This window comes from Halalkalibacter urbisdiaboli (assembly GCF_002156385.1).
Taxonomy (GTDB): domain Bacteria; phylum Bacillota; class Bacilli; order Bacillales; family Bacillaceae_D; genus Halalkalibacter_A; species Halalkalibacter_A urbisdiaboli.
Genome location: NZ_MVJM01000002.1, coordinates 300,694 through 321,427 on the forward strand (window position 1 = coordinate 300,694; position 20,734 = coordinate 321,427).

General features: G+C 40.7%; 16 protein-coding genes and 1 other annotated feature. Of the genes, 3 read left to right on the top strand and 13 right to left on the bottom strand.

What is annotated here, in order from left to right; all coding sequences use genetic code 11:
• Window positions 1-68 precede the first annotated feature (68 nt).
• The gene (locus B1R93_RS09370; protein WP_088103719.1) at window positions 69-1,364 is read right to left on the bottom strand and encodes a bifunctional folylpolyglutamate synthase/dihydrofolate synthase; all 1,296 of its coding nucleotides are present in this window, start codon (window positions 1,362-1,364) and stop codon (window positions 69-71) included.
• Between the two features lie 195 nt (window positions 1,365-1,559).
• On the bottom strand, window positions 1,560-4,202 hold the full coding sequence (locus B1R93_RS09375) for a valine--tRNA ligase (RefSeq protein WP_088104637.1): 2,643 nt from the start codon (window positions 4,200-4,202) through the stop codon (window positions 1,560-1,562).
• Window positions 4,203-4,252: 50 nt separating this feature from the next.
• Window positions 4,253-4,480: a binding site (T-box leader), on the bottom strand.
• Window positions 4,481-4,660: 180 nt separating this feature from the next.
• Between B1R93_RS09375 and B1R93_RS09380 the strand changes: the two genes are divergently transcribed.
• The gene (locus B1R93_RS09380; RefSeq protein ID WP_088103720.1) at window positions 4,661-4,861 is read left to right on the top strand and encodes a hypothetical protein; all 201 of its coding nucleotides are present in this window, start codon (window positions 4,661-4,663) and stop codon (window positions 4,859-4,861) included.
• Window positions 4,862-4,903: 42 nt separating this feature from the next.
• Here the strand turns inward: B1R93_RS09380 and ysxE are convergent, their stop codons facing one another.
• From ysxE to spoVID, 3 genes are read right to left on the bottom strand one after another with little or no spacing between them, the layout of a single operon-like run.
• A complete protein-coding gene (ysxE, locus tag B1R93_RS09385) occupies window positions 4,904-5,917 on the bottom strand; it encodes a spore coat protein YsxE (RefSeq protein ID WP_088103721.1) in 1,014 nt (337 codons plus the stop codon).
• On the bottom strand, window positions 5,914-6,822 hold the full coding sequence (locus B1R93_RS09390; RefSeq protein WP_088103722.1) for a hypothetical protein: 909 nt from the start codon (window positions 6,820-6,822) through the stop codon (window positions 5,914-5,916). The genes ysxE and B1R93_RS09390 overlap by 4 nt, the downstream gene beginning before the upstream one ends.
• A gap of 18 nt (window positions 6,823-6,840) precedes the next feature.
• Window positions 6,841-8,019, bottom strand: coding sequence for a stage VI sporulation protein D (spoVID, locus tag B1R93_RS09395; RefSeq protein WP_088103723.1), 1,179 nt, complete (start codon window positions 8,017-8,019; stop codon window positions 6,841-6,843).
• Between the two features lie 176 nt (window positions 8,020-8,195).
• Between spoVID and B1R93_RS09400 the strand changes: the two genes are divergently transcribed.
• A complete protein-coding gene (locus B1R93_RS09400) occupies window positions 8,196-9,281 on the top strand; it encodes an NAD(P)/FAD-dependent oxidoreductase (RefSeq protein WP_088103724.1) in 1,086 nt (361 codons plus the stop codon).
• A 116-nt stretch (window positions 9,282-9,397) separates the two neighbouring features.
• Here the strand turns inward: B1R93_RS09400 and hemL are convergent, their stop codons facing one another.
• The 6 genes from hemL to hemA form a co-directional block, all read right to left on the bottom strand.
• The gene (hemL, locus tag B1R93_RS09405; protein ID WP_088103725.1) at window positions 9,398-10,687 is read right to left on the bottom strand and encodes a glutamate-1-semialdehyde 2,1-aminomutase; all 1,290 of its coding nucleotides are present in this window, start codon (window positions 10,685-10,687) and stop codon (window positions 9,398-9,400) included.
• Window positions 10,688-10,702: 15 nt separating this feature from the next.
• The gene (hemB, locus tag B1R93_RS09410; RefSeq protein ID WP_088103726.1) at window positions 10,703-11,686 is read right to left on the bottom strand and encodes a porphobilinogen synthase; all 984 of its coding nucleotides are present in this window, start codon (window positions 11,684-11,686) and stop codon (window positions 10,703-10,705) included.
• Complete coding sequence (locus tag B1R93_RS09415) at window positions 11,683-12,474, bottom strand: uroporphyrinogen-III synthase (RefSeq protein WP_088103727.1); 792 nt, start codon at window positions 12,472-12,474, stop codon at window positions 11,683-11,685. The genes hemB and B1R93_RS09415 overlap by 4 nt, the downstream gene beginning before the upstream one ends.
• Entirely contained in the window at window positions 12,471-13,406 is a 936-nt protein-coding gene (gene hemC, locus B1R93_RS09420) for a hydroxymethylbilane synthase (RefSeq protein ID WP_088103728.1), read from the bottom strand. The genes B1R93_RS09415 and hemC overlap by 4 nt, the downstream gene beginning before the upstream one ends.
• Before the next feature lie 1,213 nt (window positions 13,407-14,619).
• Entirely contained in the window at window positions 14,620-15,435 is an 816-nt protein-coding gene (locus B1R93_RS09425) for a cytochrome C assembly family protein (RefSeq protein ID WP_088103729.1), read from the bottom strand.
• 21 nt (window positions 15,436-15,456) lie between these two features.
• Entirely contained in the window at window positions 15,457-16,842 is a 1,386-nt protein-coding gene (gene hemA / locus B1R93_RS09430; RefSeq protein ID WP_088103730.1) for a glutamyl-tRNA reductase, read from the bottom strand.
• Between the two features lie 251 nt (window positions 16,843-17,093).
• Here hemA and B1R93_RS09435 point away from each other — a divergent pair, with 251 nt between their 5' ends.
• A complete protein-coding gene (locus tag B1R93_RS09435) occupies window positions 17,094-17,570 on the top strand; it encodes a LiaI-LiaF-like domain-containing protein (protein ID WP_088103731.1) in 477 nt (158 codons plus the stop codon).
• A gap of 168 nt (window positions 17,571-17,738) precedes the next feature.
• Here the strand turns inward: B1R93_RS09435 and yihA are convergent, their stop codons facing one another.
• Complete coding sequence (gene yihA, locus B1R93_RS09440; protein ID WP_088103732.1) at window positions 17,739-18,323, bottom strand: ribosome biogenesis GTP-binding protein YihA/YsxC; 585 nt, start codon at window positions 18,321-18,323, stop codon at window positions 17,739-17,741.
• Window positions 18,324-20,648: an endopeptidase La gene (gene lon, locus B1R93_RS09445; protein WP_088103733.1), complete on the bottom strand. Its 2,325-nt coding sequence runs from the start codon at window positions 20,646-20,648 to the stop codon at window positions 18,324-18,326.
• Window positions 20,649-20,734: the final 86 nt, after the last annotated feature.

Genomic DNA, 20,734 nt, shown 5'->3' on the forward strand with positions numbered 1-20,734 from the left:
TATGACCTGCATATGACTACTGTGATATAATAGGATTCCTCTAAAGCCTTCTTGTTAATGAGGACTATCTAGTTTTTTAAATAGTGCCTCACTTCAGAAATAAAATAAAGAGAACCAACAATAACAATCATTTCTCCATCTCCACAAAGCACCATTTCTCTATCAATAGCTTCCTTCCAATTGCTGGCAACCTGTTTCCGTTTCACGGGTGCCTGTTCAAACAACTCCTCTGCTTTGGCAGCTCGAAAGAAGTCAAAGCTGGTAAAGGTAAAATGAGCATGACTGTCCTTAAACGGTGAGAGTAAGACAGACATGTCCTTTTCTTTCGTCGAGGCAACTAAAAATCTATACTCCTTTGATGGGTAATGATTTTGTAACGTCATATAGAGGGCTTCCCAGCCTTCCTTATTATGAGCACCGTCGAGGACCGTTAAGGGCTCTGTTCTAACCGTCTCAAAGCGACCAATCCAGGTCGTCTTCGCTAACCCTTTTCTCAAGGCTGTTTCGCTAATCATAAACGGTCCTTTGTTTAGTAATTCGACCGCTTGAATAGCAAGCGTAGCATTATCTACTTGATGACGTCCCTTCATTTGAATCATGAGTTGATCATAGTTACTTTTTACCGTCTTCACTGAAAATTGTTGTGCATCTTCCTTGACGGTATTAACTTCGGAGATAAACTCCTCTCCTAATCGATATAAAGGAGCACGTTGCTCAATCGCCTTACTTCTTATTACATTCCAAGCTGAATCCGAATGACACGCTCCGATTATTGGGACTTCATGTTTAATTATTCCTGCTTTCTCCCCTGCAATTTCTTCAAGTGAATTCCCTAAAATATGCATATGATCATTACCGATCGATGTAATAATTGAGAGAAGCGGTGTAATAACATTCGTTGAATCTAAACGACCGCCTAGTCCTACCTCTAGTAAAACAATATCTGGATTAGCTGTATTGGCAAAATAATCAAAGGCTATTGTTGTTATGACTTCAAACTCTGTCGGTGAGCCTAGTTCACTATGCTTTAACTCTTCAACAAGTGGGTAAAGTCGCTGACAGCATTCGAGTAACGCTTCATCTTGAATTGGTTGTCCATTTACGGAAATTCGCTCTTGAAACAATTCAATATATGGGGAGGTGAACGTCCCTACACTGTAACCAGCCTCTTGAAAAATATGGCGTAAATAGCTAACAGTTGACCCCTTTCCGTTTGTTCCTCCAATATGGACGAAGCGTTGTTTATTTTCAGGATTTCCTAATCGTTCAAGAAGCCATTCCATTCTCTTTAATCCAGGTTTAATACCAAAGGGTAACAAACTATGAATCCATGCAATTGCCTCATCAACATTTTTCACTTTCATTCCTCATTTCTAATTGTGCATATTAACATTATTTCATTTAAGAATTATGGTAAGGGCTTAAATGATAGATAAAAAACATATACGAACTAGTATAAATAGCATCTCTAGTAAACGACAAGCTTTTTTCAAAATAAATTAAGTCATGAACCCATAAATAAAGACGTCACATAAAATGGACGTCTTTATTTCAACGTATTACGCTTTTAATTCTGCAATTCTTGCCTTAACAGTCTCGCGTTTCGCTTGATAGTCAGCTTGCTTCGCCTTTTCTTCCTCAATAACCTTTTCTGGTGCTTTTGCAATAAATCCTTGATTGTTTAACTTCTTCTCAACGCGCTCAACTTCCTTATCCAGCTTTTCTAGCTCTTTTTCTAGACGTGCAATTTCAGCATCTAAATCGAGCAGGCCAGCTAAAGGTAAAAACAGTTCTACTCCCGATAACACTTGTGACATTGATTTTTCTGGGGCCTTCATTTCTGTAGCCATATCAAGTCGACTTGGGTTACAGAACTTCTCAATAAAGCTTCTACCACGTTCTAACTGAGCAAGAATCGACTCATCCTTCGCATGAACGAGAAGCTCAATTTGCTTACTCATTGGGACATTAAGTTCAGCTCTCGTATTCCGAACTGAGCGAATAATTTCTTTAAGTAGATCCATATCCTTTACTGCATCAGCAAACATCAATGATTCATCTTTTTCAGGCCACGACGCAACTGTAATTGATTCGCCCTCGTGCGGCAAATGCTGCCATATTTCCTCGGTAATAAATGGCATCATTGGGTGAAGAAGTCGCATTGTCTGGTCAAGAACGTAAGCAAGCACAGATCGTGTCGTTTTCTTAGCTGCTTCGTCGTCTCCATATAACGGGAGCTTTGCCATTTCAATATACCAATCACATACATCGTCCCAAATAAAGTTGTATAGTAAACGGCCTACCTCCCCAAATTCGTAAGCATCAATAAGACGGGTGACATCGGCAATTGTCTCTTGTAATCTTGTTAAAATCCACTTATCGGCAATGGACTTCTCACCTGATAAATCAATTTCCTCATACGTTATGCCTTCCATGTTCATAAGAGCAAAACGCGATGCATTCCATATCTTATTTCCGAAGTTCCAAGTCGATTCGACCTTTTCCCAATAAAAGCGCAAGTCATTTCCCGGGGAACTTCCAGTAGAAAGGAAGAATCGCAACGCATCTGCCCCATATTTGTCGATAACATCCATTGGGTCGACACCATTTCCGAGTGACTTACTCATTTTTCGCCCTTCTGAATCACGAACAAGACCATGTATAAGAACATCATTAAATGGTTTTTTACCTGTAAATTCAAGTCCTTGGAAAATCATTCGTGAAACCCAGAAAAAGATAATATCATACCCTGTTACGAGAACATCTGTCGAATAAAAACGTTGATAGTCCTCTGAATTCTCATCCGGCCACCCCATCGTTGAAAATGGCCATAATGCCGAGCTGAACCACGTATCGAGAACATCCTCATCCTGTTTCCAGTTTTCAATATCTGCTGGTGCTTCGTGTCCAACATAAACTTCACCAGTTTCCTTATGATACCAAGCTGGAATTCGGTGTCCCCACCAAAGTTGTCTTGAAATACACCAATCACGAATATTTTCCATCCAGCGTAAGTACGTTTTCTCAAATCGCTCTGGAACAAAGTTTACTTTATCTTCTTTTTGCTGTAATTCAATTGCAGCATCTGCTAGTGGCTGCATTTTCACAAACCACTGTGTCGATAAATAAGGTTCAACAACAGCACCACTACGCTCAGAGTGTCCAACCGAGTGCATATGATCCTCAATTTTGAAAAGAATTCCTTGATCCTGCAAATCTTTTACTAGCTTTTTGCGGCATTCAAAACGATCCAAACCTGTATATTTACCCGCATTGTTATTCATTGTTCCGTCTTCATTCATCACAAGAATGCGAGCTAAATTATGTCGGTTGCCAATTTCAAAGTCATTCGGATCATGAGCTGGCGTAATCTTAACTGCACCAGACCCAAACTCCATATCTACATAATCATCTGCTACAATCGGAATTTCTCGACCTGTAATCGGTAATGTAACTGTTTTTCCAATAAGGTGTTTATAACGCTCATCTTCTGGATGCACAGCTACAGCCGTATCTCCTAACATTGTTTCAGGTCTCGTTGTCGCTACTTCAATCTGTCCACTACCGTCCGTTAGCGGGTAATTCATATGATAGAATGCTCCTTGGACATCTTGGTAGATTACTTCAATATCCGATAACGCAGTCTTTGTTTTCGGATCCCAGTTAATAATGTATTCACCGCGGTAAATAAGTCCTTTCTCATAAAGCTTAACAAATACTTCACGTACAGCTTTTGATAGTCCTTCATCCAACGTAAAGCGTTCACGAGAATAATCAAGAGATAAGCCAAGCTTCGACCATTGTGAACGAATAAAACCTGCGTATTCTTCCTTCCATTCCCAAGTCTTTTCAATAAATTTCTCACGCCCTAAATCATAACGACTTAAACCTTCTTCTCGTAGCTTTCCTTCTACTTTTGCTTGAGTTGCGATGCCTGCATGGTCCATCCCAGGCAACCAAAGGGTATCAAATCCTTGCATACGCTTTACACGTGCCAAAATATCTTGCAACGTCGTATCCCATGCATGACCTAAATGTAATTTCCCGGTTACATTTGGCGGTGGAATCACGATCGAGTAAGGTGTTTTTGACTCATCTCCGGTTGCTTCAAAGTATTTTCCTTCCAACCAATAGGAGTACCATTTAGCTTCTGTTTCCTGTGGATTGTATTTAGTTGGCATCGATAGTTGTTCATTTTCCATCTCAATCACTCCTTGTTTCACGTCAATATGATCAAAAAAACCCTCCCCATCCAAAGGACGAAGAGAGTTACTTTCGCGGTACCACCTTTGTTTGCATGAAAAATAAACCTTTCATACACACTTCATTCTGATAACGGACTTGATCCGACTTTACTTACTACTTTTCAGTAAAGTTGCTCCTGGGCGACCTTCAATTCGTACATCTTAAGAAATCTCACAGCTACTGACTTCTCTCTCTGAAAGGTTCCGAACCTACTCTTCCCATTCGTTGCATTTTACTATAAACATTTCCTTACTTCTACCACATTTTATCCTGTTTCGCATTTATTCGTCAATATCAGCATCGCCTAATTATTCTCCATCTATACGTAACACGGATGCAAGTTGAAAGAGGAGGCACATGTTTAACGTGTTTGCATAGTTTAAATTAGGAGTTTTTATTTTTAGGAGGGATTATTTTGAGACGCCGAAAATTTCACCGCTTTCATCATCATCGTCCCGGACTATGGTGCAAAATCCGTGCCATCCTCGCCCAAATTTTAGTACCACTTATTTGTTTTCAATTAATCCGAACACTATTATTACCGACAACATTTGATATCATTTTATTAACACTCATGATCGTCATGTATGCTTCAATAATGCTTCGACTCATTTAAAGTAGAATGAAAAAAAAACGTCCTCTATGAATTAAGAGAACGTTAAGATTGTTCCGTTTCTTGGGCAATCAGCTTTTGCGTTAGGCGTTGGACCCTTCGTAATGTCATTAGTCTTTTTTCTAACCGCTGGACATGCTGGAGCTCACTCATCGTCTTGCGGTTATTTACATACGATTCGACTGCAAATACGACCGGATCAGGGAAATTTAAATAGCCACATAGGAGTTGCTTCTCTTCATTTAAAAGCGGTAAATGTGATTCATAACGCATGAACCAACGAAGAACTTCTTCCTCAGACCAATAAGCATATGGAAAACTTAGACGGCAAAAGCTTGCAATATCTCGAGCCGGCGTATCCAAACATGCTCGTTCAAAATTTAATATGAGCGGTTCATGCTCACCTGTAAAAACAGCATGCTTACGTGAGAGCTTTCCATGGCATAGAACACTACGGTATTTTTCTTTATCAACACAAGTGTTATACCATGCTTGCAAATGGTTTTTTGCGGATTCCGCCATTTGTTGTAGCATATGAGAATGGGTTAAAAACGTTAATTCAAACGGTGACATATATGTTTTTCGTTCAGCCTGGTCTGCAAATCGATTTAATTCTAGCTGCTTACGTTCCCATTGCAGTAGCAACTGTTGATATGATTGCTCGACTTGATCCTTTGAAAATGGTTGAACGTTTACAGTCATTCGATGAATAATTCCTAATTGATTGGCAAGCTTTTCTTCCTGCGATTCTCTACCAAGATAGTCGAATTGTTCAACCCATGGCATCAGATAATACGTATGGCTTTGTGTCGTGATCGTGTATTCCCCGTACTTTGTAGGTAAAATTGGAACAGCTTGCTTATAGCCCATTTTTGTAAGTTTACGTAACGCTTGAATAAATTCATCAGCTTGCACGGGCGACATTGTCGATTCCTTTAACGCATACTCACCTCGGTTTGTTGATACTTTTTTTATTTTCCCGTAATCCTCAACCCGCTCTAAATAAAGGTCGTAATAAAACAGGAGGGATCTATACAGTTGTTCGGTCTCCCTGTTCATGTTAACACCTTCTTTTTCTTATCTAACCAGCTACTTATTACCTTCACTAAGCGCTTTGAGTACTCCCACTCTGATAAACTTGCTTCAATCGCTTGACGTATTGCAGTTTCATCTGCGTTTTGTTCAAATTGCAATGAAATGGGAATTAATTCAGTCGGCTCAAGACACTCTGCTAAAAGGAGAAGGGCCTGCTCTCGTGTAAACCCGCCAGTCCGTTCCATAGCATCCAGCAATAATTCAAGGGAGGCTTGCCCATTTTTTGACAACCATTTCACTAAGAAAGAATGGTAGGAACGATAGCTTCTTTCAGGAGGATTTTCCGTCCCAGTCCAAACTAGAACGTGATAAACCCGCTTAGCCTGTTGAGATGAATGGATCGGGTCAAGCAAAGGCACAGCTTCGTTTTTGCACGAGCGTCGTAATTGCTCTGCTTTCTTGCTTCGTTCCTTAGCCTCTGTCAAACATTGAGCAAGAAGCATCTGTTCTCGTTTATTTAATCGAGTATGATGATCATCGATTAATCTAAGATTCGGTTTTTCATACTGTTTTTCTATATAGCGACTTTCAAACTGTTTCCCCTTTTTTACCATGGTACCAAGCATCAATCCCCACGTCTCTTCCTCGCCTCGCTGTGGAAACACATCTTTTAGTTCATCATGAATGGTTATCCAACCATCTCGCCATTTTATCGCTGTCTCATTGTCTTTTGTCCGGATCATGCGGTCTATGAGCACACAAGGCGTGATACTACATTGATCACGCCACTGTGTATGCCAATCGAGAAGTTCTTGGTCATACCAAAAACGAATTCTTTTTTCCCCATGCTCCGTCTCAATTAGATGGTTATCTATAAATTGAATATCGTTCCAATGATATTGGTCCTTGAGACAATCGAGCAATTCCATTTGTCGTCTCCTTTTTCGTTAGGATTGGCTAGTTACAGGAATGTAAAGGATTTGCCCTTCCTCTACCTGCTCTCTTTCTAAGCGGTTAATTCTAACAAGTTGTGTCGTACTAACCTCGTAACGCTCTGCAATTTGGTCAAGTGATTCATTCTCTTGAATGATGCACATTTTCCACTTTAAAAATTTCTCTTCTTCTCTTGAGAGCATTTTCGTTAAATAAAGAGCATTTTCTTCCTTTGGAGCCAGTTTTTTTTCCTCGGCTTCTGGCTCTCTTTCTTCCTCATCCTCCTCATAAACTGGTTGTTCAGGCTGAGTTGCCATTTCCTTTAATGGAGAAAGATTAATTTTCGTTTCGACTTCTTGCCTAATAGATTCAACTTCTGGTTCATCTTCTACTTGTTCTTGCTGTGCTTCTACTTCTTCCTCCCGCTCTACTTCCTCAATATCTTCAGATGCTGTTACCTCTGTTGACAGCTCCACCTCTGGACGTTCATTTTCCGATTTTTGCTGTTGTACTGGAGGAATCGCTACATGCTCTTCAGGCTGCTCTACTTCAAATTGCTTTTCTTCATGTAATGGTTCGTTCGGTCCGTCTTCCATTCGAACTTCTCGGTATGAGGATGATGGTGGGACCGTTTCTCTTTCAGCTTGCTTTTTTGCTTCAAACGAAAAAGCAGTAGGAATTGTTTCTAAAACAGGTGCTTGTTGCTCAACTTCCGCTTCTTGATGTTGGTTATGTGCCTCTGTATTCAATTCAGTTTGACTCATTCCGCTAATACTTATATCCGCTGTTAATTGAATGCAGCTTTTCTCTGGTAAATCATAATCAAAAGAATCAACCTGGACATACACATCGTCTAACTTCTGAATACGATTCATCGGAATTGTCACATCAATTGGGAAAAAATGCTTAATTTCACCAGTTCCGTTTCCATTTAACGTTACTTCTTCAACAGAGCGAAACGAAAGCTGTTCCTCAAGTGAATCATTAAGGTTAACCTCTTTATCTTGTTCCTCAGATAAGTATTCACCAAGTAAGCGAAGGCCGCCTCTAATATACACATGCTGGTCTTGTTCCTCTATAGAAATCTCAGGCTCTAAAGACATTGATAAAATTTCCTTAACTTCCTGACCTTTATTTAACCAAACCGATTCCTCAATCGAAAATGAAAGCTTAGATAAATGTTCTTGTGACATGCTATATTCCTCCTTATCATTATCAGATAACTCTTCTGTTACGTTCGTGATCAGTACAATACCACTCTATGACAAGTTACCGAGGAATATGATAAAAAGCATATAAACCTTATAAAATTTTACTTTATACACAAAATGAAAGAAGGAAGAGATAAAAGTGAAAGTAGGGGTTTATATTGAAGGTCGCAATTATGGGGGCAGGTCTTTCAGGATTAACTTGCGCAATCATGTTGGAAAGAAATGGTATCAAGCCGGTGATTTTTGAAAAGCGGCGCTGCGTTGGCGATCGGTTTATTAATAGCGAAGCTTTTTTATCAATATTAACACGCCCGGTAGCTGATCCAATTCAATATTTTTCAGATAAATACCAGCTTTATTTGAAACCAGTCAGTCCGATTACAAGCCTCCATCTATTCTCAAATAAATCGAAAACAGTCATTGAGCAACCAGTAGGCTTTATTAATATAAGAGGTCGACACCGTCAATCGTTTGAAATGCAACTAGCAGAACAAACTTCCTCCAACATTCATTTTCATTCAAAACATACATATGAGCAGCTTGCAAATGAATATAGCCATGTCATTCTTGCAACAGGAGATGCAGAATATGCGATAAGAATGAACAATTATCAAGAATCTGTTTCAGTAACCTTAAAAGGTGCAACAGTAAAAGGACACTTTGATCGTTATTCCGTTTACATTTGGCTAGATCATGATCTCGCTCCCAAAGGCTATTCTTATTTATTGCCTTTTTCAGAGAAGGAAGCTAATATTGTCACTGCTTATCCTGATTGGAGAAAAGAATCAAATGAAGAAATGAATGACCGTTGGCTTCGGTTTTATGAACGAATTCGTTCCCATTTAAATCAATCCCTTAAAATAACCGATCAATTTCAAATTACCAATTATAAAATTGGTATTTGCAAGCAGCCTCGGATTGGAAATACGCTATTTACTGGCAATTGTTTTGGTTCGATTATGCCTTTTCTAGGATTTGGTCAGTTTGATGCCATACTAACAGGTATTTATGCCGCTTATGACTTAATTGGTTATGGTTCATATCATGAATTGACAAAGCCTTTACGAAAAAGCTATCAAGATTCACTTGCCTTACGAAGAGGAATGGAGCTACTAGATAATCATCACCTCGATTTTATTGTCCGTAATTTTGACCGTTCAATCGTACAAAAATTAGTAAAACCGTCTCATTTAAATCCTTTAAGTGTATTAAGTCAAGTAATAAAACCATTTGTTAAACAATAAAAAAGCTCACAAAAGGAGGGGACTGAAAAAGGGTGAGTTTCCCTTTTCCAGTCCCCTCTTAGTCTTCTGGAACCCTAACAGTAGTTTCTACGATATTAAGACACCTCTTGCCTTGGTTATGCTTTTAATTTAGAGAATGCAACTTCTGCTGCAGCAATGGTTTTATCAATATCTTCTTCCGTATGCTTCGTTGACAGGAACATTCCTTCAAATTGTGATGGAGGTAATGAAATTCCTTGCTGAAGCATTTCTTGAAAATAGCGAGTAAAATAATCTAGATTAGCCGTAGACGCCGTATCGAAGTTCATTACCTTTTCACCCGTGAAAAAGAAACCAATCATCGATCCTGCACGATTTATATGATGTGGAATGTCATACTTTGTTGCCGCTGCCGATAATCCTTCAGCAAGTCGGGACGCTAATTGCTCGAATCGGTCGTAATCAGCTTCAGTTAATTGCGATAATGTTTCATAACCGGCTGTCATTGCTAATGGATTTCCCGATAATGTCCCAGCTTGATAAATAGGGCCACTCGGTGCAATTTGTTCCATAATCTTACGTTTTCCACCGTATGCACCTACTGGAAGACCACCACCAATGACTTTTCCTAAACAAGTTAGATCAGGAATTACTCCGAGCTTTCCTTGAGCACAGTTATACCCAACACGGAATCCAGTCATGACTTCATCAAAAATGAGCAGCGTGCCGTTTTCTTCTGTTATGCGACGCAATTCCTCTAAGAAGCCTTCTACTGGTGGAACAACACCCATATTCCCAGCAACAGGCTCAACAATGACACCTGCAATATCATCACCAAACTTGTCAAAGGCATAACGAACACTTTCCAAATCATTATACGGAACTGTTAACGTGTTTTGGGCAACTGATTCAGGTACACCAGGACTATCAGGAAGACCAAGTGTTGCTACACCCGAACCTGCTTTAATAAGTAACGAATCACCATGACCATGATAGCAGCCAACAAATTTTAAAATTTTATTCCGACCAGTATAGCCTCTAGCAAGTCGTAATGCACTCATTGTTGCTTCCGTACCAGAGTTAACCATCCGAACAACCTCGATTGATGGAACACGCTCAATGACAAGCTCTGCCAACTTGGTTTCTAGCTCATTTGGTGCCCCAAAGCTTGTTCCGAGTTCCACTGTCTTTTTAAGCTCTGTCACCACTCGCTGATCGGCATGTCCTAAAATAAGTGGTCCCCACGATAAGACATAATCAATGTATTCATTTCCATCAAGATCATAGATTTTTGAACCTATTCCCCGCTCCATGTAGACGGGGTCCATTTTCACCGACTTAAACGCACGTACTGGACTATTCACACCACCTGGCATTAATGGCTTGGCTTTTTGAAAGGCAGCACTAGACTTTTCAAAGCTTCTCATCAAATCTCTCCTCTCTTATTTTGATTCCTTTAACCAACGAGCTACGTCTTTTGCAAAGTAGGTCAAAATGATATCGGCACCTGCACGCTTCATGCTCACTAACTTTTCAAGAACTGTTTCTTTTTCGTTAATCCAACCATTTTGACTTGCGGCTTTAATCATGGCATACTCCCCGCTCACATTGTACGCAACGACCGGGTATCCAGAGAAATCTTTAACTTCTCGAATGATGTCCAAATAGGAAAGAGCCGGCTTAACAATTAAAAAGTCCGCACCTTCCTCAATATCTGATTGTGCCTCACGAATTGCTTCTAACCGATTGGCCGGGTCCATTTGGTACGTTTTGCGGTCACCAAATTTTGGTGAACTATTTGCTGCATCACGGAAAGGTCCATAAAACGCCGATGAATATTTCACAGCATAAGACATAATCGGAACATCATAATAACCTGCTTCATCGAGCCCATGGCGTATCGCCGCTACAAAGCCATCCATCATATTCGAAGGAGCGATAATATCAGCACCCGCTTTTGCTTGAGAAACAGCTGTCTTTGCTAATAAATCTAAGGAAGGGTCGTTTAACACCTTCCCCTCTTCAATCACACCACAATGTCCATGGTCAGTAAATTCACAAAGACAAGTGTCCGCTATTACCGTTAACTCTGGATGTCTAGCCTTTACTTGACGAATGGCTTTTTGTACGATTCCATGGTCATGATAAGCAAATGTTCCAACTTCATCCTTCTCGTTAGGAATACCGAAAAAAATCACAGATTGAATTCCTAAGCTAACTACCTCGTCGATTTCTTCATCTAATAAGTCCAAGGAAAATTGAAAAACATTCGGCATTGATTTTACTTCATTTTTAATATTTTCACCGTCTATCACAAAAATCGGATAAATAAAATCTTCAGTATGTAGATGTGTTTCACGAACCATGCTTCGAATTGAAGCTGATTGACGTAGGCGACGATGTCTATGAAAAGCTAAATCCTTCATTGTGTATTTCCCTCCTCTATATAGGAACCTATCGCTTCAACTAATCCCTCCACTGTGTAAGAATTAGGAATAATATCGACGTTTAACCCTAATTCCTGAGCCGTTTTAGCCGTAATCGGCCCAATACAGGCAACAGCGGTAGTATTTAATTGATGACGAATACCTAACTCATCTATTAGTTTTACAAAGTGGGAAACTGTTGATGAGCTAGTAAACGTCACAACATCCAATTGTGTCTGACTTTGCAGAAGTTGGCTCATACTTTCATATGCCGAATTCGGTAGTACTGTTTCATAAACGATAACATCGGATACGATTAAGCCAAATTGCTCTAATTCATGAGCTAATATCTCACGACCAAGATTCCCTCTTACAATAAGGATGCGTTCTCCCTTTTTCGCATAGTGTTTTAATTCCTTTGCTAAACTTTCTGCAACAAACTCATTGGGAAAAACCTCAGCATTTAATCCATATTTCCTTAACACATTTGCAGTTTTTGTTCCAACGACAGCAATCCGAGGTAGCTTCTGTTGTGTTGCTCCTTCTTGATTAAAGACCTCCATAAAGAAACGGACACCATTGGCACTTGTAAAAACTAGCCAATCATATTGTTGTATACAATCTACTTTCTTTTGAAGGCTGTCTTGCTGTTTAGAAGGTTGAAAAGCTAATAAAGGTACCTCAATTGGTATACCACCAGTATTTCTAATTGCTTGAGACAACACTTTAGCCTGTTCCTTCGCCCTCGTTACGAGAATATGCTTCCCCGCTAAGGAAGAGTGACTCATTGCTGATCAAGCTCTTTTTTTACTTTGTCTAAAATTTCCTTTGCACCTTGATTCATGAGGAGCTGAGAAATATCTTCTCCTAATTTAATAGGATCATTGCCTTGAAGGGTTTCCTTAATTATCGTTTTTCCGTCAGGGGAACCAACAAGTGCAGTAAGAGAAATTTCATCATTGTCCTGAATCGTTGCATAGGCAGCAATAGGAACTTGGCAACCGCCTTCCATTTTGTGTAAAAACGTCCGTTCTGCAGTTACTGTTCTAGCTGTAGCTTCTTCATTTAATTTCTTTAATAATTCAATAACATCCTGGTCATCTGACCGACATTCTAATCCTAGCGCCCCTTGGCCGACGGCTGGTACACACATTTCTGGATCTAAATATTCCGTAACAATCTCTTCAGGAAAACCGAGACGTTTAACCCCTGCTGCAGCTAAAATAATCGCGTCAAACTCTTCTTCTTTAAGTTTTCTCAGCCTTGTTTCGACGTTGCCGCGAATCCACTTCACTTCTAAATCAGGACGAGCTGCTAATACTTGAGCTGAACGTCTAAGACTACTCGTACCGATTATTGAACCAGCCGGTAAATCAGCTAACTTCACATGGTTATTTGAAATAAGTACATCACGTGGGTCCTCACGTTCAGTAATCGCAGCTAATGAAAAACCTTCTTGCAGTACGGATGGAACATCCTTCATACTATGCACTGCTAAATCTATTTCCTTATCGGCTAGCGCTTGTTCGATTTCCTTTACAAACAAGCCTTTTCCTCCTACCTTCGATAGCGTTACATCTAGAATACGGTCACCTTTTGTAACGATTTTTTTTACTTCAAACTCATAAGGCCCTCCAAGCTGTGTCAGCTTGTCAATTACCCAATCTGTTTGTGTAAGAGCTAAATTACTTTTACGAGAACCAATGACGATTTTTCGCATACCGTACCTCCACTTCTTTTTCTATCCTGCTTATTTCTTCCTTTAGTCTACGTTTACCTTGATCCTCCCTCTGGTCGGATGCCGGCGTACTTTCGTCCGCCTCTAAAAACCTTGATCCTCCCTCTGGTCGGATGCCGGCGTACTTTCGTCCGCCTCTAAAACCCTGAACCGCCCTCTGGTCGGATGCCGGCGTACTGCCGTCCGCCTCTGAACACCTTGATCCTCCCTCTGGTCGGCTGCCGGCGTACTTTCGTCCGCCTCTATAACCCTTGATCCTCCCTCTGGTCGGCTGCCGGCGTACTTTCGTCCGCCTCTATAACCCTTGATCCTCCCTCTGGTCGGCTGCCGGCGTACTTTCGTCCGCCTCTATAACCCTTGATCCTCCCTCTGGTCGGCTGCCGGCGTACTTTCGTCCGCCTCTATAACCCTTGATCCTCCCTCTGGTCGGCTGCCGGCGTACTTTCGTCCGCCTCTATAACCCTTGATCCTCCCTCTGGTCGGCTGCCGGCGTACTTTCGTCCGCCTCTATAACCCTTGATCCTCCCTCTGGTCGGCTGCCGGCGTACTTTCGTCCGCCTCTATAACCCTTGATCCTCCCTCTGGTCGGCTGCCGGCGTACTTTCGTCCGCCTCTATAACCCTTGATCCTCCCTCTGGTCGGCTGCCGGCGTACTTTCGTCCGCCTCTATAACCCTTGATCCTCCCTCTGGTCGGCTGCCGGCGTACTTTCGTCCGCCTCTATAACCCTTGATCCTCCCTCTGGTCGGCTGCCGGCGTACTTTCGTCCGCCTCTATAACCCTTGATCCTCCCTCTGGTCGGCTGCCGGCGTACTTTCGTCCGCCTCTATAACCCTTGATCCTCCCTCTGGTCGGCTGCCGGCGTACTTTCGTCCGCCTCTATAACCCTTGATCCTCCCTCTGGTCGGCTGCCGGCGTACTTTCGTCCGCCTCTATAACCCTTGATCCTCCCTCTGGTCGGCTGCCGGCGTACTTTCGTCCGCCTCTATAACCCTTGATCCTCCCTCTGGTCGGCTGCCGGCGTACTTTCGTCCGCCTCTATAACCCTTGATCCTCCCTCTGGTCGGCTGCCGGCGTACTTTCGTCCGCCTCTATAACCCTTGATCCTCCCTCTGGTCGGATGCCGGCGTACTTTCGTCCGCCTCTAAAACCCTGATCCTCCCTCTGGTCGGATGCCGGCGTACTTTCGTCCGCCTCTAATACCATAAATGGAATGTTGAGTAGTTGCTAGATAAAAAGTAGTTTATTAAGACGAGTAGAAAAGCAGCTATATTTAATAGAGCAATGTTATACCCTCTTACCAATTTGACAACACGTTGGTATAAGTATACCGCGTAAACGATAAGTGTAATCAATGAACTAATAATCTTTGTATCAAGCCATGGGAGTGTGCCTAATTGATTGGATCCCCAAACAAATCCTAGGATAATTCCTATTAAAAATAACGGAAACCCTACTGTTGCAGAGAAAAACGCATATTGATCAAGCTTCGTTAAGGAACCAAAGCGTAGGAGACGTTTTCCCCATGCTTTTTGCTTAAGCATTTGATGTTGAATAACATACATGATCGAAAACGCAAATGACAGCGTAAATGCTGCATATGAAAGCAAAATAATTGAAATATGAATAATCAATAATTCTGAAGCTAGTAGCGCTTTTAATGAATCTGGAACATCTCCGTCTGGTGTAAATAAACTAAATGCCATCATACTAAAACCGACCACATTTGTAAAAAGAACGAGAAAGTCAACTCGAAAGAACCAATTTATTATTAGCGAAAGCGTGACAACAACCCATGCATAAAAAAAGAGCCCTTCAAACGGGGTAATCAGCGGTAAACGATTTAATTCATAAGCTCGATAAACGAAAAAAACCGTTTGCAAAACCCAGACAATAGAAAGCAACCAGAAAGCCATTCGATTGACCTTCCGGTTGTGCTGTAAGAAATCAATAAAGTACCCAAAAACACTTAAGCTATAAAGAATAATCGTAACAGGATAAATCCAATTCATCTCAAGCGTTCTCTCCTCTCATTAGGAGCCGGAGCGAACAACAGCTTCTTGGTGTCTATGAGCTTTAGTGAATTCTTTCTTTTGCTGTTCCCATTGTTGTTCAGCTGCATTTACTTGATGAAGTCGCTCATCAGCCTTTAGCTCTTCCTCAAGAGCAAAGATCTTCGTAAAAAGCTCTAGTGCTTCTTCTGAACCTGGCTCTCCTGCCAATTCCTTAACACGAGTAATTGGGTCACGAAGTAATTGATTTACAATGCTTTTTGTATGCTTGTTCAATACTTTTTTATCACGGTCACTTAAATCTGGTAGTTTACGTTCAAGGCTTTCCATCGTTTCAGCTTGAACAGCCAATGCCTTTGTTCGTAAGGCTGTAATAATTGGAACAACCCCAAGCATATTCAACCATGTTTTGAATTCATCAATCTCAGCTTCAACCATAATTTCAATCTTTTCTGCTTCGCGCTTACGCTCTGCTAAGTTTGCCTCGACGATATTTTGCAAGTCATCAATATCGTACAAATAGACATCATCAAATTGAGCTAATGCAGGATCTAAGTCACGTGGAACGGCGATGTCGACCATGAAGAGTGGACGTCCTTTTCTCTTCTTTAAAACGGAAGACATCATATCCTTTGTGACAACATAATCTCTTGCACCAGTTGAGCTAATTAGAATATCAGCTTCTGCTAAAGTTTGCTGTAGTTTTTCATATGGACGAGCATCACCTAGGAAACGAGCCGCTAATTCAGCTGCCTTTGCTTCTGTTCGGTTAATAACGGTAATATGTGTTGCTCCGTTCGCATGTAAATGCTTTGCAGTGAGCTCGCTCATTTTTCCTGCACCAAGAATTAAAATGTGTTTTCCTGAAAACTCACCAAAAATTTTCTTTCCAAGTTCAACAGCTGCATAACTAACAGAAACAGCATGCTGGCCAATTTCTGTTCCTGAATGCGCACGCTTAGCAAGAGTCACAGCCTGTTTAAATAATTGATTAAAAATCGTTCCTGTCGCATGTTCTTGCTGAGCTAGTAAAAAGCTGTCACGAACTTGACCAAGAATCTGTGTTTCTCCAAGAATCATTGAATCTAATCCACATGCAACTTTAAATAAATGCTCAATTGCATGATGGTCTTCTCTCAAATCTAAATATGGAGTAAAGTCATCCTTTGGAAGCTGAAACCACTCTGCTAAAAAGGCTTTCGTATAATGACGCCCTGTATGAAGCTGGTCAGCCACAACATAGATTTCAGTCCGATTACAGGTTGAAATGATTGTACATTCCAAAATGCTCTTCATCTTTCGCAATTGCTTTAGCGCGACCGGAAGCTCTGCTTCCTGAAACGAAAATTTCTCTCTTATTTCCACAGGGGCCGTTTTATAATTTAATCCTAAGACGATAATATGCATGTTCACGCTCACCCCTTACACTCTCTATCCAACATCTATATTAGCGTACTAAGCTACGCCCTAACTTCTGTCCAAAACATGCCTCTATTATAACATGTCTTTTCCACCACTCAAAAAAAAATTGTGAACAGGTTATGAAGCCTATGCTATCATGATGGTAAACCTTCTGTATCCTGTTATGCAAGTTATTTGCTTCCTTTTTAGGATAACCACTGAAGTTTTTCTTATGAAGATGATTGAAGGAGATTATTATGAGACGTCAAAGCATTTACCCAGGATTCATGCTTATAGGGATAGGAGGATATTTTCTACTTCAAGCCTATCCACTTCCCTTTTCGAAACAGCTTTTAACATGGCCGACTCTTTTTTTATTAATCGGTATAGCCCTTCTTTTTCAAGCTTATACCAGACGAGATTATTCATTACTTTTACCAGGCTGGCTTTTATTCGGACTTGGAATCCACTTTCACGGCCGCCATCTCTTAAACACTTGGCCTTCACATTGGGCCGTTTTCACTTTTATACTTGGCTGTTCATTTCTGCTTCTTTACCTTAAAACAAAAAAAGAAGGGCTTGTTCTTGGACTCATTTTTGTATTCATCTCTTTAATTATGTTTACATCTCTTAATCCTTTTCTGTACTTCCAAAAGATTTCTTCTTTTTTAGGGAATCTTTGGCCGTTGCTGTTTATTGCCATTGGTATTTTCTTTATGACAAAGCATAAATAGAGGGATGTCCCAAAAGGTCGGTTTTTTACCTTTTGGGACATCCCCCGAAGCAATGAGTGGAGTCGCTACATCTTTTAAAAGCCTTATGAGGAGCGCTTTTCTCCTCATAAGCGCGTAGCGAAAGGAGCCATTGCCTTTGGTTCATTGACTTTTAAGACACCAGCCTATTTATTTCAGAAAATCTAGAATTGTTTTCCAAGCTGTATCTTTTCCATAACCAGTCTCAGATGAGAAGAGCACAATTGGATCTTGCTCATCTTTTTCTAGCTCTTTTTGAATGATGCTAACATGCTTTTGCCATTTTCCCTTCGGTACCTTATCGCATTTTGTAGCGATAATAATAACAGGAAGGTCAAAATGCTTTAACCAATGGTACATTAGCCTATCATCTTCAGTTGGTTTATGTCGCACATCAATGAGCTGAATAACCGCCCGAAGCTGTTCCCTTGTTTGAATAAAGGTTTCTATCATTTTCCCCCAAGCTTCTCGCTCAGATTTTGACACTTTAGCAAATCCATATCCTGGAACATCGACAAAATGAATTTGCTCGTTAATTTGATAGAAATTCAAGGTTTGTGTTTTTCCCGGACGCTGTGACGTTCTTGCTAAACTTTTACGGTTAATCATCTTATTAATAAAAGAAGATTTACCAACATTTGAACGACCTGCTAAAGCCACTTCGGGTAATTGCGTGTTTGGGTATTGCTCAGGTTTAACAGCTACATGTGCGAGCTCTGCTTTTGTTACTTTCATTTACTTCTCTCCCAGTGCATGTTTCAATACTTCGTCTAAGTGTGATACAAGAATGTAGTTAAGCTCATTACGGACGCTCTCTGGTACATCCTCTAAGTCCTTTTCATTGTCTTTAGGGATAATGATCGTCTTCAAACCCGCTCGGTGAGCACTCATTGATTTTTCTTTTAACCCACCAATCGGCAAGACTCGACCACGTAATGTTATTTCTCCTGTCATCCCGACTTCTCTTTTCACCTTTCGGCCAGTTAGAGCAGAGACAAGTGCAGTCGCCATTGTGATCCCGGCAGATGGACCGTCTTTAGGTGTAGCCCCTTCAGGAACATGAATATGAATATCATTTTCTTCATGGAAACTTGGATTAATATCCAATTCATTCGAACGTGATCGGATATAACTAAACGCCGCTTGTGCTGATTCTTTCATAACATCTCCAAGTTTACCTGTTAACGTCAGCTTTCCTTTACCAGGTGCAATCGATACTTCAATAGCTAAAGTATCTCCACCAGCAGATGTATAGGCTAAACCAGTTGCCGTACCAACCTGATCTTCCACCTCTGCAAGCCCATAACGGAAGCGTGGTTTACCTAACATTTCTTCAACCGTTTTTTCCGTTAATATGACTCGTTTCTTATCTCCTGATACAATCATTTTAGCGGCTTTCCGACATAGCGTCGCCATTTGACGTTCAAGATTACGAACACCTGCTTCACGTGTATGAAAGCGAATGACTTTTAATATCGCTTCGTCTTTTACTTGAAGCATCCCTTTTGTCAGCCCATGATCTTTCATTTGCTTTGGAAGCAAGTAATCTTTTGAAATATGCAGTTTCTCAACTTCAGTATAACCAGCAATTGAGATAATTTCCATTCTATCTAATAACGGTCCTGGAATCGTTCCAATGTTATTAGCCGTTGTAACGAACATTACTTTCGATAAATCATAAGGCTCTTCGATATAGTGATCGCTAAACGAATTATTTTGTTCAGGGTCCAATACCTCCAATAGTGCCGCCGAAGGATCACCTCGGAAATCATGTGCCATTTTATCAATTTCATCTAGAAGAAATACTGGATTTATTGAGCCTGCCTTCTTCATCCCTTGAATGACTCGACCAGGCATCGCTCCAACGTATGTACGGCGATGCCCACGAATTTCAGCCTCATCACGTACACCACCAAGTGAAATTCGAACGAACTTTCGATTGAGTGAACGTGCAATCGACCTAGCTAACGATGTTTTACCAACCCCAGGAGGACCTGCTAAACATAAAATTGGCCCTTTCAGTTCTCGAGTTAACTGCTGAACAGCTAAGTACTCGAGCACACGTTCTTTCACCTTTTCTAAACCGTAATGATCTTCATTTAAAATTGTTTCCGCACGATTTACATCTAATTGGTCTTCCGTTTCAAAGGTCCAAGGTAATTGAACAAGCCAGTCTAAATAATTACGTAGCACGGAGCTCTCAGCTGAGTTAGCAGGCATTTTCTCATAGCGATCTAATTCTTTTAGGGCTTTTTCTTTTACGGACTCCGGCATATTTGCTTCTTCTATTTTTTCACGTAAGCTTGAAACCTCACCAGAACGTCCTTCTTTATCACCAAGCTCTTTTTGAATGGCTTTCATTTGTTCACGCAAATAGTATTCCTTTTGCGTCTTTTCCATTGACTTCTTTACACGCTGACCAATTTTTTTCTCTAGTCCAAGTACTTCCTGTTCATTATTCAGAATTTCAATTAACTTAATCAATCGCTCATGAACTGAATTCATCTCAAGAAGTTCCTGCTTTTCAGCAAGTTTTAATGGCAAATTGGTTGCAATAACATCTGCAAGTCGTGCAGGTTCTGTAATATCAGCTACAGAAGCTAGTGTTTCTGCAGAGATTTTTTTTGAGATTTTTGCATACTGTTCAAACATTTTAAGAAGGTTTCGAATAATTGCTTGAATCTCAGGCGTTTTGTATCCATCGATTTCATCTAAAAGTGAGATCTCGACTTCCAAATACTCTTCATTCGATACATAACGTTCTATCTTAGCACGGTGTAACCCTTCTACATGTATACGAACAGTTCCGTTCGGAAGCTTTAACAGCTGTTTAACTTTTGCAAGCGTACCAATTTGAAAAATTTCATCTTCCTTTGGGTCATCTATTGAGATTTCCTTTTGCGTAGACAAAAGGATTTCATGATCTTCATTCATCGCTTGCTCTAATGCCAATACAGACTTTGTGCGCCCTACATCCAAATGAAGCAGCATTGTTGGGAACACAAGTAGCCCACGTAATGGCAAAAGCGGAATTAGTCGGTTATTCGATTTTTCGACCATCCGCAAACACCTCCATACATCCTAATTCCATTTTTGTTACCCTTCTTTTACGTCTATCTAATGGTGCCATTTCTGTATCCTTTAAT

What these genes read in the sequence shown, in the direction of transcription:
- B1R93_RS09370 (WP_088103719.1), bottom strand. Translation starts at nt 1,364, where the DNA reads ATGAAAGTGAAAAATGTTGATGAGGCAATTGCATGGATTCATAGTTTG.
- B1R93_RS09375 (WP_088104637.1), bottom strand. Translation starts at nt 4,202, where the DNA reads ATGGAAAATGAACAACTATCGATGCCAACTAAATACAATCCACAGGAA.
- ysxE (WP_088103721.1), bottom strand. Translation starts at nt 5,917, where the DNA reads ATGAACAGGGAGACCGAACAACTGTATAGATCCCTCCTGTTTTATTAC.
- B1R93_RS09390 (WP_088103722.1), bottom strand. Translation starts at nt 6,822, where the DNA reads ATGGAATTGCTCGATTGTCTCAAGGACCAATATCATTGGAACGATATT.
- spoVID (WP_088103723.1), bottom strand. Translation starts at nt 8,019, where the DNA reads ATGTCACAAGAACATTTATCTAAGCTTTCATTTTCGATTGAGGAATCG.
- hemL (WP_088103725.1), bottom strand. Translation starts at nt 10,687, where the DNA reads ATGAGAAGCTTTGAAAAGTCTAGTGCTGCCTTTCAAAAAGCCAAGCCA.
- hemB (WP_088103726.1), bottom strand. Translation starts at nt 11,686, where the DNA reads ATGAAGGATTTAGCTTTTCATAGACATCGTCGCCTACGTCAATCAGCT.
- B1R93_RS09415 (WP_088103727.1), bottom strand. Translation starts at nt 12,474, where the DNA reads ATGAGTCACTCTTCCTTAGCGGGGAAGCATATTCTCGTAACGAGGGCG.
- hemC (WP_088103728.1), bottom strand. Translation starts at nt 13,406, where the DNA reads ATGCGAAAAATCGTCATTGGTTCTCGTAAAAGTAATTTAGCTCTTACA.
- B1R93_RS09425 (WP_088103729.1), bottom strand. Translation starts at nt 15,435, where the DNA reads ATGAATTGGATTTATCCTGTTACGATTATTCTTTATAGCTTAAGTGTT.
- hemA (WP_088103730.1), bottom strand. Translation starts at nt 16,842, where the DNA reads ATGCATATTATCGTCTTAGGATTAAATTATAAAACGGCCCCTGTGGAA.
- B1R93_RS09435 (WP_088103731.1), top strand. Translation starts at nt 17,094, where the DNA reads ATGAGACGTCAAAGCATTTACCCAGGATTCATGCTTATAGGGATAGGA.
- yihA (WP_088103732.1), bottom strand. Translation starts at nt 18,323, where the DNA reads ATGAAAGTAACAAAAGCAGAGCTCGCACATGTAGCTGTTAAACCTGAG.
- lon (WP_088103733.1), bottom strand. Translation starts at nt 20,648, where the DNA reads ATGGTCGAAAAATCGAATAACCGACTAATTCCGCTTTTGCCATTACGT.